The following is a 13,282-nucleotide window of genomic DNA, read 5'->3' on the forward strand; positions in this document are numbered from 1 at the left end:
ACACCGGCCAGCCCGTGTAGGAGAGCGGCTAGACCACGTCGGTCCACACCTTGAAACCGTCGAGCGTGTTGGGTCCGAAGGTGCTCGACAGCGCCACGTCGCAGGCGTCCCGTCCGCGCGCGATCAGCACGCGGCCGATGCGCGGCGTGTTGTTGCGGGCGTCGAAGGTGTACCAGCGGTCACCGAGGTAGGCCTCGAACCAGCCGGCGAAGTCCATCGGGCCATAGGGCGGCGGCGTGCCGTAGTCGCCCAGGTAGCCGGTGCAGTAGCGGGCCGGGATGTTCATGCAGCGGCACAGCGCGATCGCCAGGTGCGCGTAGTCGCGGCACACGCCTCGGCCCTCGCGGAAGGCCTCCCAGGCCGTGCGGGTGTTGCGCGCGTGCTGGTAGCCGAACTCGATGTGCTGGTGCACGAAGTCGCAGATCGCCTGCACGCGGGCCCAGCCGGTCGGTCCGTCGCCGAAGCGCTGCCACGCCGTCTCGCTCAGCAGGTCGGTCTCGCAGTAGCGGCTGCCCAGCAGGTAGACCAGCGTGGACTCGGGCAGGTGCTCCACGGGGACCTGGCGGGCCAACGGCGCCACCGTGTCGGGCAGGCCGCTGTCGCGAACCACCGAATCGCTGCTCAGGACCATCCGGCCCGTGGGTGCGACCAGCCGGCTGCACCAGTTGCCGAACAGATCGCGGTACGCCGTCACGTCGACCGGCGGGTCGGTGATCAGATGGTCCGGTCGCACCAGATCCGACGCGCGCGAGTAGTGCACGCTCAACGCCAGGATCATCGGCGTCGGCTGCGGACACTGATACGCGATCTCGAAACCGACTCGTAGCTGCATGGGGGCCTCTCCTGCCACGCTCGAGTGCAAGCCCGGTGATCGGGCGGCGGCAAACGTCGAGCGCAGGTGACAGGGGCCGGTGCGGGTCAGTATAGGCGCGCGGTGTCAACCGCAATGGCGTAGAGGGCTCAACGCGGGGTGCGGTTCGCCATGCGGCCGAGTGCGATTGCCAGCGCGGCGCCGCCCAGCACCTTCACGACCTCGGGGTGCTGCGCGTAGTACGCGCCGATCTTGTCGAAGATGCCCGGGTCCTGTTTCTCGGCGGTCGCGGAGATCTCCCTCAGCTCGTCGGGGGTCACTTGTGCGGCATCGGCGGGCGAGACCTCCGGCTGGCCCGCGCCGTCCTTCGCCTGCAGGCCCTGCACGATCCGCCCGAGCGCGCCGCCACCGATGCTCGACAGGATCGCCGGGCCGGCGGCCCGGATCAGCTGGCTCAGCAGGCCGGCCCGTTGCTGCGGGTCGGAACCGCCGAACAGGCTGCCGACCATGTTGGCGAAGGGCGGCGTCTTGTCGGAGCGCATCGCGTCGGCGATGCCGTCGCCGAGTACCGAGGGCGGCACCGCCTTCGCGACGGCATCGAAGTCGGCCTGGGTGTCGGTCGGGCTCTCGGCGTATTGCTTGAGCAGGTCGGCGATGTTCATGGGGGTCTCCTGTCGTCGGTCGCCCATCGTGCAGCGAGGGCGCGTCGGGTCGCGACGGAGAACAGGACAGCCCGTTGCCGGTGTCGTCCGACAACGCGGCCGCGGTCAGCGCAGCGCGCGGGCCAGGTAGCCCGCGGTCGCGCCGGTTGCGGCCGCGGCGACCCGCGCCGGCGGCCCGGCCGCCACGATCCGCCCGCCCTCGTCACCGGCACCGGGCCCGACATCGATGACCCAGTCGCTCGCCGCGACGAGCCGCATGTCGTGCTCGACCACGACGCACGTGTTGCCTGCATCGACGAGCCCGTGCAGCTGGCTCATCAGGCGATCGACATCGGCCGGATGCAGGCCGGTCGTCGGCTCGTCCAGCACGTAGAGGGTCCGGCCGTGCTGCACGCGCTGCAGCTCGGTCGCGAGCTTGATCCGCTGCGCCTCGCCGCCGGAGAGTTCGGTCGCGGGCTGGCCGAGCCGCAGGTAGCCGAGCCCGATCTGTTCGAGCAGGCGCAGCGGTCGCAGCACGGCCGCCTCGTCGGCGAAAAAGGTGCACGCCTGATCGACCGTCATCGCGAGCACCTCGGCGATGTGGCGGTCGCGGTAGCGCACCGCCAGTGTCGCGTCGTTGAAGCGGGCACCGTGGCAGGTCGAACAGGGCGCGAACACGCTGGGCATGAACAGGAGCTCGACGCTCACGAAGCCCTCGCCCTGGCAGGTCTCGCAGCGGCCGCCGGCGGCATTGAACGAGAAGCGCCCCGGGCCGAAGCGCCGCCTGCGTGCCGCCGGCGTGGCGGCGAAGAGCCGGCGCACGCCGTCGAACAGGCCGGTGTACGTCGCGAGGTTCGAGCGCGGCGTGCGGCCGATCGGCTTCTGGTCGACGCACACGAGTCGCTCGACGAGCGGCAGGTCGCCGGTCAGCCGGCCTTCGGTCGGCGACGCGGCCGGCCGGGGCGTCGCGGCGTCGTCCTCGTCGGCCGACAGCACCTTGCCGACATGCGCGGCCACCAGCTCGACCAGCGCCTGGCTCACCAGGCTGGACTTGCCCGACCCCGATACGCCGGTCACCGCGGTCAGCACGCCGAGCGGAAACGCCGCGTCGACACCGCGCAGGTTGTTGCGGGTCACGCCGTCGAGCTGCAGCCAGCCGGTGGGCTCGCGCGGGGCGCGCACCGGCGTCCGGCGCGTGGTGCGCGAGCCGAACAGGTGCGCGGCCGTCTGCGACGCGCCGACCTGCCGCAAGCCCGCCGGCGGGCCGCTGTAGAGCACCTGCCCGCCGGCTTCTCCGGCCGCCGGGCCGACATCGACGATCCAGTCCGCGTGCCGAATGACCGCCAGATCGTGCTCGACAACGAACAGCGAGTTGCCGGCCGCCTTGAGGCGATCGAGGGCGCGCAGCAGCGCCACGCCGTCCGCCGGGTGCAGGCCGGCCGACGGCTCGTCCAGCACGTAGACGACGCCGAACAGGTTCGACTGGATCTGCGTCGCCAGGCGGATGCGTTGCAGCTCGCCTTGCGACAGCGTGGGCGTCGCGCGGTCCAGCGACAGGTAGCCGAGCCCGAGTGCCTGCAGCGTCGCCACCCGCTCGCGCACGTTCTGCGCGATGCGTTGCGCGGCGATCCGCTTCTCCGCGGTCAGCGAGCCGGCGAGTGGCGCGGCGCTGGCGCCGGCACGTGCCGCGGGCTCGAGCAGCGCGGCCAGCTGGTTCAGCGACACCCCCGCCATCGCAGCGATGTCGAGGCCCGCGAAGGTCACCGCGAGCGCCTCGCGCTTGAGCCGCTTGCCGTGGCACATCGGGCAGGTCTGGCCGGCCATGAAGCGTGCGACGCGCTTCTTCATCAACGCGCTGTGCGTCGTCGCGAACGTGTGCAGCACGTAGCGGCGCGCGCCGGTGAACGTGCCCTGGTAGCTCGGCTCCAGCTTGCGGCGCAGCGCGGCCCGCGTCTCGGCGGGCGTGAAGCCGGCATAGACCGGCGCGCTCGGCTGCTCGTCGGTGAACAGGATCCAGTCGCGGTCCTTCTTCGGCAGGTCGCGCCACGGCGTGTCGACGTCGTAGCCGAGCGTGACCAGGATGTCGCGCAGGTTCTGGCCGTGCCAGGCCGGCGGCCAGGCGGCGATGGCGCGCTCGCGGATCGTCAGCGAGTCGTCCGGCACCATCAGCGCTTCGGTCACCTCGTAAACGCTGCCCAGGCCGTGGCACTGCGGGCACGCGCCCTGGTGGGTGTTCGGCGAGAAGTCCTCGGCGTACAGCATCGGCTGCTTCGGCGGGTAGGTGCCGGCGCGCGAGTACAGCATCCGCAGCAGGTTCGAGATCGTCGTGGCGCTGCCGACCGACGATCGCGCCCCGGGCGTGCCGCGCCGCTGCTGCAGCGCGACGGCGGGCGGCAGGCCGTCGATCGAATCGACATCGGGCACGCCGACCTGGTCGATCAGCCGCCGCGCGTACGGCGAGACCGAATCGAAGTAACGGCGCTGCGCCTCGGCATACAGCGTGCCGAACGCGAGCGACGATTTGCCCGAGCCGGAGATGCCGGTGAAGACCACCAGCGCATCGCGCGGGATGTCGACGTCGACGTTCTTCAGGTTGTGCTCGCGTGCGCCCCGCACCTGCACCATGCCCCCTGGGCTTCCGGCTCGTCGCGATTTCATCGGCGCGAGGGGGAGACGACCGCCGTGGACAGCTCGGCGAACCCGCGGAGCGCCGTCGGCGATGGGTTGCCGCCCCTCCTCAGAAACTCGGTCTGCATCGCGGTGCTCCTGCGGCCTTCAGTCCCTCGAGGGTACAGCCTCGCGCCCTTTCAGGCGCTTTCGCAGGCGGTCCAGCGCGAAGTCGATGAACGCCCGGGTCTTCATCGGCAGTCGCCCTGCCCGGGATAGAGCACGCTCGCCGGCACGGCCGGCGGCTCGGCGCCGGCGAGCACGCGGACCAGACGGCCCTCGTGCAGCGCGTCGGCGACCTGGTAGGACAGCACGCGGGTCAGGCCCAGGCCGGCTTCGGCGGCGGCGATCAGGTTGCTGTCGGGCAGCGCGCCGATGCGCAGCGCCACGTCGACATGCTCCTCGATCAGGTTGACGTTGCGATCCCCTAGCCGAAGCTGGATGTCGACCTCGGGGTGCAGCGCGAGAAACGCCGCGGCCACCGGCAGCACGTGCAGGCGCCCGAAGACGATCGGCGCGGCGACACGAGCTGGCGTCCGTCACCACCAGCCTGCGGGTCGATCGCGTGATCAGGCGCGTCTTGAGGTGGGCCTCCAGGTCGGCGAGGCGATCCATTGTTCCAGTTATCGAGAGGGACGTTCGCGAAATGGCAGTCTAGTGGCGAGCGACGGGAATATCTACAGTCGCTTCACCGGAATGCACCGGCCTGAACCCACCTGGAGTCCTTCATGTCCTCCCCGCCCCTCCCCACCCCCGTTGCCAGCGACGTGGCCTTCACCGAGGCCGTCAAGTCGATCCAGGCCAGAAAGGGTTCGCGTGCGGCCTACGCCCGCATGGAACAGAACGGCTCGTGGGAACACGTCATCACGCCGGACCTGAAAGCCGAGATCGAGGCCCAGACCAGCGTCTTCCTGGCCACGGCCAATGGCCAGGGCCAGCCGACCATCCAGCATCGCGGCGGGCCGGCGGGCTTCCTGAAGGTGCTGGACGAGCACACCATCGGGTTCGCGGACTTCGCCGGCAACCGCCAGTACATCACGCAGGGCAACCTCGCCGAGAACCCGCGCGCGCACCTGTTCCTCATCGACTACGCGAACCGCCGTCGCACGAAGATCTGGGGCACGGCGCGCGTGGTCGAGGGCGACGACACCCTGACGCGGGAACTGATGCCGGCCGGCTACCGGGCGCGGCCCGAGCAGGTTCTGCTGTTCACCGTCAGCGCCTGGGATGTGAACTGCCCGCAGCACATCCCTCAGCGGTTCGAGGCCGCCGATGTCCAGGCGGCGATCGAGTTGCGGGATCGGCGGATCGCGGCGCTGGAGGCCGAACTGGCGGCGCTGCGCCGCGGGTGACGCAGTGGGGCGTCAGGACGCCGCGGGTGCGGAGACTGGAAACACCACCTTCGAGGGCTGCGTGCCGTCGGCCTTGCGGCGCTTGCGGCCGCTGGCGGTCTTGCGAACCTGCTTCGCCGAAATGGTTCTCTTGCCCACGCGCTTCTTCTTTGCCAGTGCCATCTTGGTCCTTTCGAGTTGAGGGGCCGAGGATACAGGCGACGGCGTGGCCTGGTCCGGCCGATGCGGCCAGGCCGGAAAGCGTCGACACTGGAGCGTCGATTCGGCGGGGTCCGATTCGTCGTTCAGGAAGGCCCGATGGGCGTCGACGAGGAGCAGCGCGGTGACACGGTACTTGATCTCTTTCGATGACGGTGCGATGGCCCACATTCCGGACGACGACTGGACCGCCGTCGCAGAGGCCGCGCATGCGGTGGTTCGCGAGGCCAAGGCTGCCGGCGTCTGGATCCACGGGGGTGGGGTCCACCAGCAGCGGGCCAGCATCGTCGGCTCCGACGGCGTCGTCTCCGACGGGCCGTGGCCGGAAGTCAAGGCCGTGGTCGGCGGCTTCTCGATCATCCAGGTCGGCACGCGCGAGGCCGCGCTCGACTGGGCCGCGAAGATCGCGGTGGCCTGCCGGTGCGCCCAGGAAGTCCGCGTCCTCATGGACGACCCGGAGGTCTGAGCCCGGAGCTGCGCGCCGCCGCGCGTGTCGCATGTCGCGCTACGGTCGGCTCCGGTCGATCACCAGATCGATGCCCGCACGGTCGGTCACGATCGGCTCCGACTCGCCCTGCAGGTCACCCGCCTGCGGCAGGGCATCGCCCGAGCGCGAGATGCGCGCGCCGACGATCACGCGGGAGGCGCCGGACAGGCGCGTCTGGGGTGACATCGCCAGGCTGTCGTCGAGCGTGAAGTCGAACGGCAGGTCGGCCACCGTGCGGCGGACGATCGCGAGTGGCATGCGCGGGCCATCGGCGTTGCGCGCGAAGACAAACACCGTGTCGGTCGGTGCGACCCGCGCCGTCAGCGCCGGTGCCAGCGAGACGCGGCCGGTGATGCGCGCCGCTGCCGCAGCGGGCGCGGGGGTCGCGGTGGTCGCGATCGCTGGCGCCTCGGCACCGTGGTCCTGGGCGGCGGCGAGACTGCGCTCCAGACCCGCGGCGAACTCACCGCCGGTCGGCGCGAGATCAAGCGCCCGCTGCCAGTAGCGGCGCGCGGTGGCGAAGTCCCGGCGCTCGAACGCAGCGCTGCCGGCAAGCGCGAGCGCCTTGAGATTCTTCGGGTCGAGGCGCAGCGCGTCGGCGATCAACCGGTCCGGCTCGCCGGCTGTGCGCTGGCCCTGCAATACCGCCAGCACATCGGCGCGGTCGGCCAGCAACTGCGCGTCGCGCGGCGCGAGCGCGCTCGCTCGGGCATAGGCGCGCTCGGCGTCGGCGAAGCGCTGCAGCGCGGCATACGAGCGGGCCAGCATGGTCCAGCCCTGCAGATCGGCGGCCGGGTCGGCGGACGGCCTGTCGAGACGTTGCGCCAGGCTGGCGAGCATCGCCTGCACGGCCTCGGGCGTGACGTCCGGCTCGGGCGCTGCGCCCGTCGCGATCGGGGGCGCTTGCGCGACCAGCCCCGCCGGATTGCCGATCGCTGCATACAGCGCGATCGCGAACAGCGGCAGCGCGAGCGTCACGCCCCACTGCATGCGCGGCGAGCGGCTCGCGTCGATCGCGGTCTCGTTTGCGGTCGATTCGTCGAGCACACGGCGCTGCAGTTCGCGGCGCGCGGCGTGGCGTTGTGCTTCGTCGGCGGCGCTGCCGACAGGCTCCTGGTCGAGTGCCGCCAGTTGATCGCGCAGCACGTCGAGGTGAGCAGGCCGCGCGCGTGCGGCCGCGGCGGTCGACCGCCACGCCGGGCGCAGCATCAGCCCGGCGAGCAGCACGAGTGCGAACGCGCCGAGCGCGAAGCCGGTCATGGCCGCACCGTCCCGGGCCCGAGCAGTTCGGCGAGCCGCTGCGACTCGGCGTCGCTCAGGTCGGCCGGCCGCGCATCGTCGCGTCGCCGCCGGATGTTCATCGCGAGCACGAAGGCGGCGAGGCCGAGCAGCGCGAACGGTCCGATCCACAGCAGCGCGGTCGTCGGGCTGAACGCCGGCCGGTAGCGCACGAATTCGCCGTAGCGCTGCACCATGAAGTCGAGGATCTGCGCCTCTGATTCGCCCTGCTGCAAGCGCGTGCGGATCTGGCGCCGCAGATCGACCGCGAGCTCGGCCTGCGACGCGGCGATGGTCTCGTTCTGGCACACCAGGCAGCGCAGTTCCTCGGCCACGCGCAGCACGCGCGCCTCGAGCGCCGGGTCGGCGGCGAGCGGTGCGGCCTCGTTGGCGTGCAGCGCCGGCGGCGCAGCCAAAAGCAGCACGAGCACGAGTCGTCGCAGCAGCGCGATCACGAGTTGAGCCTCGCCACCAGCGGCACGATCTCGTCGCGCACCGTCTGCGCCGTGACCGGGCCGACGAACTTGCCGCGGATGACGCCGGCCTTGTCGATCACGAAGGTCTCGGGCACGCCGTAGACGCCGTAGTCGATGCCGACCAGACCGTCGGTGTCCGACAGCGACGCGACATACGGGTCGCCGAAGCGCGCCAGCCAGCCGAGCGCGTCGGCGCGCTGGTCCTTGTAGTTCAGGCCGTAGATCGGCACGAGCTTGAGTTGGGCCATCTCGACCATCGTCGCGTGCTCGTCGCGGCAGGCCACGCACCACGACGCCCACACATTGAGCACCCAGACCTGGCCGCGCAGGTCGCGGGTCGAGAGCGACGTGGTCGGCGTGTTCAACGTCGGCAGCACGAACGCCGGCGCGGGCTTGCCGAGCAGCGCGGACGGCAGCTCGCGCGGCTTCAGCGTCAGCCCGATCGCGAGGAACACCATCAGCACGACGAAGACGGCGAGCGGCACGAAGTAGCGCTTCATCGTGCGCCCTTCAGCGCAAGCGCGGGGCGCCGGCTCGGCGCAGGGTCGAGCGCCGAGCGGGCGGACTGCGCGAACGGGCGACGCACCACGCGGTAGCGCCGGTCCAGCACGGCCAGCACGCCGCCGAGCGCCATCAGCAGGCAGCCACCCCAGATCCAGCCGACGAAGGGCTTGTAGTAGACCCGCATGCCCCACGCATTCGGCCCGACCGCATCGCCGAGCGCGACGTACAGGTCGCGCGTGACGCCGCGGTCGATCGCGGTCTCCGTCATCGGCGAGCGGCTGACGGTGTAGACGCGCCGCTCGGGCGCCAGCGTGCCGATCGGGCGGCCGTCGTCGGTGACGCCGAGCGTCGCGCGCACGGCCAGGTAGTTCGGCCCGCGGTGCTCGCTCAATCCCTCGAGCTTGAAGACGTACGGCGCGATCGTCACGGTGTCGCCGGGCGCCATGCGCACGTCCTTCTCGACCGCGAAGCCGCCGACGACCGTGATGCCGACGATGAACACCGCCACGCCGGCGTGCGCGAGCAGCATGCCGTAGTAGCTGCCCGGCTGCGCACGCAGCCGCCGCGACCAGCCGGGCGCCGGATGCTCGCGCAGGCGCGTCGCGAGGTTGAGCACCGCGGTGCTGGCGATCCAGGCGGCCAGCAGCAGGCCGAAACCGACCATCGGCGTCCACAGCGCGCGCGCCGACGGGCCGAGCAGCAGCGGCGTGAGCAGCGCGGTGGCCAGGCTCACGCCCGCGGCCCAGCGCAGCCGCAGCGCCAGGTCGACGACCGCGGCGCGGCGCCAGCGCGCCAGCGGGCCGACGCCCATCAGGAACAGCGCCGGCGCCATCAGCGGCACGAACACCGCGTTGAAATAGGGCGGCCCGACCGAGAGCTTGCCCAGGCCGAGCGCGTCGATCACCAGCGGGTAGAGCGTGCCCAGCATCACCGATGCGCAGGCCACCAGCAGCAGCACGTTGTTGGCGAGCAGCATCGATTCGCGCGACACGGTCTCGAAGCCGGCGCCCGCGCCCATCGCGGCGACGCGCGGCGCCCGCCACGCGAACAGCAGCAGCGAGCCGCCGATCACGAGCGCGAGGAAGCCGAGGATGAAGACGCCGCGCGTCGGGTCGCTCGCGAACGCATGCACCGAGGTCAGCACGCCGGAGCGCACGATGAAGGTGCCGAGCAGCGACAGCGAGAATGTGACGATCGCGAGCAGCGCGGTCCACATCCGGAAGCCGCCGCGCTTCTCGGTGACCGCGAGCGAGTGCATCAGCGCAGTGCCGGCCAGCCAGGGCATCAGCGAGGCGTTCTCGACCGGGTCCCAGAACCACCAGCCGCCCCAGCCGAGCTCGTAGTAGGCCCAGAAGCTGCCCAGCGCGATGCCGCAGGTCAGGAAGCACCAGGCCACCGTGGTCCACGGCCGCGACCAGCGCGCCCACGCGGCGTCGAGCCGGCCCGAGATCAGCGCGGCGATCGCGAACGCGAACGCGACGACGAAGCCGACGTAGCCCATGTAGAGCATCGGCGGGTGGATGACCATGCCCGGGTCCTGCAGCAGCGGCGTCAGGTCCTGCCCGTTGGGCGCGGCCGGCAGCAGGCGCAGGAACGGGTTGGACGTCAGCAGCGTGAACAGCAGGAAGCCGGTGCTGATCAGGCCCATCACGCCGAGGATGCGCGCGACGGTGCGGTCGTCGAGCTGGCGCGAGAACAGCGAGACCGCGAGCGTCCAGCCGGCCAGGATCAGCACCCACAGCAGGATCGAGCCCTCGTGCCCGCCCCACACCGCGGTGAGGCGGTAGACCAGCGGCAGCGCCGAGTTCGAGTGCTGCGCGATGTACAGCACCGAGAAGTCGTTGGCGACGAACGCGTTGGACAGCGCCGCGTACGCCAGCGCGATGAACACGAACTGCGCGCGCGCCGCCGGCCGCGCCAGCGCGATCAGCGTGCCGTGCCCGCGCGCCGCGCCGATCAGCGGCAGCACGCCCTGCACCAGCGCGAAGCCGAGCGCGACGATCAGCGCGAAATGACCGAGTTCCGGAATCAACGCGGGTCTCCGTCCGACGGCATCTTCGGTGCGATCGGCAGCTCGCCCTTGCGCGCTTCCGCCAGTGCTTGCGCGGCCTCGGGCGGCATGTAGTTCTCGTCGTGCTTGGCGAGCACCTGGTCGGCGTGGAACACGCCGTCGGCGCCGAGCCGGCCCTGCGCGACCACGCCCTTGCCTTCGGTGAAGAGATCCGGCAGCAGGCCCGTGTAGGCGACCGGTATCTTCTGCGCCAGGTCGGTGACGACGAAATGCACCGTCAGGCTGTTCGGCAGACGACGGATGCTGCCGGCCTCGACCAGCCCGCCGAGCCGGAACGGGTGGCCGCGCGGCGCCTCGTTGGCCGCGATCTGCGTCGGGCTGAAGAAGAACACGAGGTTGCTGCGGAACGCGTTCAGCACCAGCGCGCAGGCGATGCCGAGCGCCGCGAGACCGCACACGATCGCGAGGCCGCGTCGGGCACGCGGCTTCATGCGGCGCCCTCGCGGTAGTCGACGGGCGCGTGCGCCGCAACGTCTTCGCCGCGCAGGGCCCGGCGTCGCGCACGCAGCGAGACCATCTCACCCAGCATCACGATCGCGGTGACGCCGAATGCGCCCCAGACGTACAGCCCGTAGCCGCCCATCGCGGCGAACTCGCTCCAGCTCGACCAGTTCATGCCATCTCCCCCACGGCCTGGCGCGCCCACGCGGTGTGCGGCTCGCGTTCCAGCATCACGACGCGCACGCGCGCCAGCGAGACCGCGATGCAGTAGGCCCAGAAGCCGAGCGCCATCACCAGCATGCCGAGCAGCATCGGTGTGGCCATGCTCGGCGCCTTGGCCAGGCTGACCGATGCCCCCTGGTGCAGCGTGTTCCACCATTTGACCGAGAAATAGATGATCGGCACGTTGACGACGCCCACCAGCGCCAGCAGCCCGGCGGCGCGGTCGGCGCGACGCGGGTTCTCGATCGCGGCGTGCAGCGACAGCACGCCGACATACAGGAACAGCAGGATCAGCTCGGAGGTCAGCCGCGCGTCCCAGACCCACCACGTGCCCCAGGTCGGTTGGCCCCACAGCGCGCCGGTCCACAGCGCGATGAAGGTCATCAGCGCGCCGGTCGGCGCCAGCGCGTTCGCGAGCATGAACGCGAGCCGCGCGTTGAAGGCCAGGCCGATCGCGGCCCAGAACGCCATCGCGACGTAGATCACCATCGACATCCACGCCGCCGGCACGTGCACGAAGATGATGCGGTAGGCCTCGCCCTGCTGGTGGTCGGTGGGCGCGACGAGCAGCCCGATCGCCAGCCCCGCGGCGATCAGCACCGCGGCGAGCGCGCCGAGCCATGGGATCGCCAGGCCGGCCAGGCGGTGGAAGCTTGCCGGGGCGGCGAAGCGGAACCAGTTGCTGCGGGTCGTGGTCATGCGGGTCGCTCCGGCGCCGTGGTCAGTCGATCGAGATCCGCAGCGCCGCGGCGGCGGCCAGCGGCGCCAGCACCAGCGCGAGCGCGAGCATCGCGCCGAGCAGCGACAGGTGTGCGCCGCTGCCCAGGCCGGCCTCGCTGGCGCCGACCGCGCCGGCACCGAAGATCAGCACCGGCATCACCAGCGGCAGCACCAGCAGCGAGAGCAGCACGCCGGCGCCGCGCACCCCGACCACCAGCGCCGCGCCGATGCCGCCGATCAGGCTCAGCAGTGGCGTGCCGATCAGCAGCGAGCCCGCGAGCACGGCGATCGCGCCACCCGAGAGATCGAACTGCAACGCGAGCAGCGGCGAGGCCAGCGCCAGCAGCAGCCCGGAAGTGAGCCAGTGCGCCGCCATCTTCGAGAGCACGAGCAGTGGCAGCGGGGTGGACGACAGCAGCAGCTGCTCCAGCGTGCCGTCCTGGTGGTCGTCGGCGAACAGGCGCGCCAGCGACAGCATCGACGCGAGCAGCGCGGCGACCCAGACCACGCCGGGTGCCATCGTGCGCAGCAGCGCCGGATCGGCCCCGACGCCGAGCGGGAACAGGCTGACGACGATCGCGAAGAAGACCAGTGCCGCGACCGCATCGGTGCGCCGGCGCAGCACGCCGCGCAGGTCGCGCACGAACACGCAGCGCATGCCGCGGAGCAGCCCGGGCGGGCGGGCCGGCGCGGGCAGCGTCAGCACGATGGCACTCATCGGCCCATGCCCATCATGCGGCCGATCTGCGCGTCGGCATTCGATCTGGGCGGCGGCAGCGTGAGGGCGACCTGCGGCTGGGCGGCGTCCCAGCTGCGGCCTTGATGGCTCGTCATCACGACGACGCCGCCGCGGCCGAGCTGCGCGCCGATCAGGCCCTGCAGCCAGGCGCACGCGACCTCGTCGAGCGCGCTGAAGGGCTCATCGAGCACCCACAGCGCCGCGGCCGTGCTGAGCGCCAGCCGCGCCAGGCCGACACGCTTGCGCTGCCCTTGCGAGAGCACCCGCGCCGGCAGCCGCACCTGCGTGCGCAGGCCGGCCTGCGCCAGCGCGCCGGCCGCGGCCTGCTCCGAACAGGCGAGTCCGGCGAGCCCGCCGCTGGCGAGCAGGTTCTCCAGCGCGGACAGGTCGTCCTTCAACGCCGGGGCGTGGCCCAGGTAGACCAGCTGAAGGTTGAACTCCTCGCGCAGCCGCGCGATGGGGCGGCCCTGCCACAGCACCTCGCCGTGATCGGGCGAGGCCAGGCCGCAGACCATGCGCAGCAGGCTGGTCTTGCCGGCGCCGTTATCGCCCTGCACGCGCAGCATCTGGCCCGCCCGAACGCTGGCCGACAGGCCGCTGAACAGCACGCGCTGGCCGCGCACGCAGCGCAGGTCGCGCAATTCGAGCGCTGCGTTCACGCCAGCGCTCCGTTCG

The 13,282-nt window shown here is 71.7% G+C and carries 16 protein-coding genes; 2 read left to right on the forward strand and 14 right to left on the reverse strand.

Annotation, left to right across the window (positions count from 1 at the left end):
* Positions 1-28: 28 nt before the first annotated feature.
* From ACWH49_RS16325 to ACWH49_RS16340, 4 genes are all read right to left on the reverse strand, one after another.
* A complete protein-coding gene (locus ACWH49_RS16325; protein ID WP_448172412.1) occupies positions 29-832 on the reverse strand; it encodes a transglutaminase-like domain-containing protein in 804 nt (267 codons plus the stop codon).
* A 128-nt stretch (positions 833-960) separates the two neighbouring features.
* On the reverse strand, positions 961-1,473 hold the full coding sequence (locus ACWH49_RS16330) for a hypothetical protein (RefSeq protein ID WP_448172413.1): 513 nt from the start codon (positions 1,471-1,473) through the stop codon (positions 961-963).
* A 105-nt stretch (positions 1,474-1,578) separates the two neighbouring features.
* Positions 1,579-4,110: an excinuclease ABC subunit A gene (locus ACWH49_RS16335; RefSeq protein ID WP_448172414.1), complete on the reverse strand. Its 2,532-nt coding sequence runs from the start codon at positions 4,108-4,110 to the stop codon at positions 1,579-1,581.
* Positions 4,111-4,310: 200 nt separating this feature from the next.
* On the reverse strand, positions 4,311-4,610 hold the full coding sequence (locus tag ACWH49_RS16340) for a LysR substrate-binding domain-containing protein (protein ID WP_448172415.1): 300 nt from the start codon (positions 4,608-4,610) through the stop codon (positions 4,311-4,313).
* A gap of 237 nt (positions 4,611-4,847) precedes the next feature.
* On the opposite strand from ACWH49_RS16340, the gene ACWH49_RS16345 reads away from it, so the two are divergent.
* Positions 4,848-5,471, forward strand: a complete 624-nt coding sequence (locus tag ACWH49_RS16345; protein WP_448172416.1) for a pyridoxamine 5'-phosphate oxidase family protein — start codon at positions 4,848-4,850, stop codon at positions 5,469-5,471.
* Positions 5,472-5,483: 12 nt separating this feature from the next.
* Here the strand turns inward: ACWH49_RS16345 and ACWH49_RS16350 are convergent, their stop codons facing one another.
* Positions 5,484-5,840, reverse strand: a complete 357-nt coding sequence (locus ACWH49_RS16350) for a hypothetical protein (protein WP_448172417.1) — start codon at positions 5,838-5,840, stop codon at positions 5,484-5,486.
* On the opposite strand from ACWH49_RS16350, the gene ACWH49_RS16355 reads away from it, so the two are divergent.
* A complete protein-coding gene (locus tag ACWH49_RS16355; RefSeq protein WP_448172418.1) occupies positions 5,830-6,135 on the forward strand; it encodes a YciI family protein in 306 nt (101 codons plus the stop codon). The two genes, ACWH49_RS16350 and ACWH49_RS16355, sit on opposite strands and share 11 nt — an antisense overlap.
* A 39-nt stretch (positions 6,136-6,174) precedes the next feature.
* Here the strand turns inward: ACWH49_RS16355 and ccmI are convergent, their stop codons facing one another.
* The 9 genes from ccmI to ccmA are packed head-to-tail and all read right to left on the reverse strand — an operon-like array spanning position 6,175 to position 13,266.
* On the reverse strand, positions 6,175-7,416 hold the full coding sequence (gene ccmI, locus ACWH49_RS16360; RefSeq protein WP_448172419.1) for a c-type cytochrome biogenesis protein CcmI: 1,242 nt from the start codon (positions 7,414-7,416) through the stop codon (positions 6,175-6,177).
* Positions 7,413-7,889: a cytochrome c-type biogenesis protein gene (locus ACWH49_RS16365; RefSeq protein ID WP_448172420.1), complete on the reverse strand. Its 477-nt coding sequence runs from the start codon at positions 7,887-7,889 to the stop codon at positions 7,413-7,415. Before ACWH49_RS16365 ends, ccmI begins: the two co-directional genes overlap by 4 nt.
* On the reverse strand, positions 7,886-8,410 hold the full coding sequence (locus ACWH49_RS16370; protein WP_448172421.1) for a DsbE family thiol:disulfide interchange protein: 525 nt from the start codon (positions 8,408-8,410) through the stop codon (positions 7,886-7,888). Before ACWH49_RS16370 ends, ACWH49_RS16365 begins: the two co-directional genes overlap by 4 nt.
* Positions 8,407-10,446, reverse strand: coding sequence for a heme lyase CcmF/NrfE family subunit (locus ACWH49_RS16375; protein WP_448172422.1), 2,040 nt, complete (start codon positions 10,444-10,446; stop codon positions 8,407-8,409). Before ACWH49_RS16375 ends, ACWH49_RS16370 begins: the two co-directional genes overlap by 4 nt.
* Positions 10,443-10,916, reverse strand: coding sequence for a cytochrome c maturation protein CcmE (gene ccmE, locus ACWH49_RS16380; RefSeq protein ID WP_448172423.1), 474 nt, complete (start codon positions 10,914-10,916; stop codon positions 10,443-10,445). Before ccmE ends, ACWH49_RS16375 begins: the two co-directional genes overlap by 4 nt.
* Complete coding sequence (gene ccmD, locus ACWH49_RS16385) at positions 10,913-11,101, reverse strand: heme exporter protein CcmD (protein ID WP_448172424.1); 189 nt, start codon at positions 11,099-11,101, stop codon at positions 10,913-10,915. The genes ccmE and ccmD overlap by 4 nt, the downstream gene beginning before the upstream one ends.
* Complete coding sequence (locus tag ACWH49_RS16390) at positions 11,098-11,847, reverse strand: heme ABC transporter permease (protein WP_448172425.1); 750 nt, start codon at positions 11,845-11,847, stop codon at positions 11,098-11,100. Before ACWH49_RS16390 ends, ccmD begins: the two co-directional genes overlap by 4 nt.
* Positions 11,848-11,869: 22 nt before the next feature.
* Entirely contained in the window at positions 11,870-12,586 is a 717-nt protein-coding gene (ccmB, locus tag ACWH49_RS16395; RefSeq protein ID WP_448172426.1) for a heme exporter protein CcmB, read from the reverse strand.
* Positions 12,583-13,266 carry a cytochrome c biogenesis heme-transporting ATPase CcmA gene (ccmA, locus tag ACWH49_RS16400; protein ID WP_448172427.1) on the reverse strand — a complete coding sequence of 228 codons (684 nt, stop codon included), beginning with the start codon at positions 13,264-13,266 and terminating at the stop codon, positions 12,583-12,585. Before ccmA ends, ccmB begins: the two co-directional genes overlap by 4 nt.
* Between the last annotated feature and the right edge of the window lie 16 nt (positions 13,267-13,282).

It is taken from the genome of Rhizobacter fulvus (assembly GCF_964020785.1).

Excerpts from the sequence above, each read along its gene's own strand:
- ACWH49_RS16335 (WP_448172414.1), bottom strand. The coding sequence starts at position 4,110 with ATGAAATCGCGACGAGCCGGAAGCCCAGGGGGCATGGTGCAGGTGCGG.
- ccmB (WP_448172426.1), bottom strand. The coding sequence starts at position 12,586 with ATGAGTGCCATCGTGCTGACGCTGCCCGCGCCGGCCCGCCCGCCCGGG.
- ACWH49_RS16355 (WP_448172418.1), top strand. The coding sequence starts at position 5,830 with ATGGCCCACATTCCGGACGACGACTGGACCGCCGTCGCAGAGGCCGCG.
- ccmE (WP_448172423.1), bottom strand. The coding sequence starts at position 10,916 with ATGAAGCCGCGTGCCCGACGCGGCCTCGCGATCGTGTGCGGTCTCGCG.
- ACWH49_RS16325 (WP_448172412.1), bottom strand. The coding sequence starts at position 832 with ATGCAGCTACGAGTCGGTTTCGAGATCGCGTATCAGTGTCCGCAGCCG.
- ccmD (WP_448172424.1), bottom strand. The coding sequence starts at position 11,101 with ATGAACTGGTCGAGCTGGAGCGAGTTCGCCGCGATGGGCGGCTACGGG.
- ACWH49_RS16390 (WP_448172425.1), bottom strand. The coding sequence starts at position 11,847 with ATGACCACGACCCGCAGCAACTGGTTCCGCTTCGCCGCCCCGGCAAGC.
- ACWH49_RS16370 (WP_448172421.1), bottom strand. The coding sequence starts at position 8,410 with ATGAAGCGCTACTTCGTGCCGCTCGCCGTCTTCGTCGTGCTGATGGTG.
- ccmI (WP_448172419.1), bottom strand. The coding sequence starts at position 7,416 with ATGACCGGCTTCGCGCTCGGCGCGTTCGCACTCGTGCTGCTCGCCGGG.
- ACWH49_RS16345 (WP_448172416.1), top strand. The coding sequence starts at position 4,848 with ATGTCCTCCCCGCCCCTCCCCACCCCCGTTGCCAGCGACGTGGCCTTC.
- ACWH49_RS16330 (WP_448172413.1), bottom strand. The coding sequence starts at position 1,473 with ATGAACATCGCCGACCTGCTCAAGCAATACGCCGAGAGCCCGACCGAC.
- ACWH49_RS16350 (WP_448172417.1), bottom strand. The coding sequence starts at position 5,840 with ATGTGGGCCATCGCACCGTCATCGAAAGAGATCAAGTACCGTGTCACC.